Here is a 632-nt window from a genome sequence, read left to right as displayed (position 1 = left end):
CTTCTTGCCCGCGCCCTTGTCGGTGACGGCGATGACGATGGCCACATGACCGTTCTTGCCGCTGGTGATGAACTGCTTGACCCCGTTGATCACGTATTCGTCGCCCTGCTTCACCGCCGTGGTGCGCAGGGCGGAGGCGTCGGAGCCCACATGTGGCTCGGTCAGGCAAAACGCACCCAGCATTTCGCCACGCGCCAGCGGCGTGAGCCAGTCGCGCTTTTGCTGCGCGTTGCCGTAGCGCATGAGGATGGCGTTAACCGGGCAATTGGTCACGCTGATGGCGGTGCTGGTGCCGCCGTCACCGGCGGCGATCTCTTCGAGCACCAGCGCGAGCGTGAGGTAGTCGAGGTGGGCCCCGCCAAACTCTTCGGGCACGCAGATGCCATACGCGCCCAGCGCGGCCAGGCCCTGGTGGACCTCCTTGGGGAAGTGGTGTTCCTTGTCCCAGCGTGCGGCATTCGGCCACAGCTCGGTTTGCGCAAAGTCGCGCACCGCATCGCGGATCATTTCCTGGTCTTGGGTCAGCAGCATGGGAGTGTCTCCAGAGTCGTTGTTCAAAAATTCGGGGGCTTAGTGGCTTGCGGGACTACCAGTGGGCAGCGCGGCGGCCGTCGTAGTGCCTGTCTCTTATA

Annotated in this window: 1 protein-coding gene; it reads right to left on the bottom strand. The window is 63.9% G+C overall.

The annotated features are described in order from the left end of the window. On the bottom strand, positions 1 to 531 hold a 531-nt coding region (locus GPA27_RS28275), incomplete at its 3' end, for an acyl-CoA dehydrogenase family protein (RefSeq protein WP_211165305.1). Positions 532 to 632: the final 101 nt, after the last annotated feature.

Origin of the sequence: Aromatoleum toluolicum (genome assembly GCF_012911005.2) — a bacterium.
GTDB classification, from domain to species: domain Bacteria; phylum Pseudomonadota; class Gammaproteobacteria; order Burkholderiales; family Rhodocyclaceae; genus Aromatoleum; species Aromatoleum toluolicum.
The sequence above is the reverse complement of the archived record's forward strand: the minus strand, read 5'-3'. Positions and strand labels throughout refer to the sequence as shown.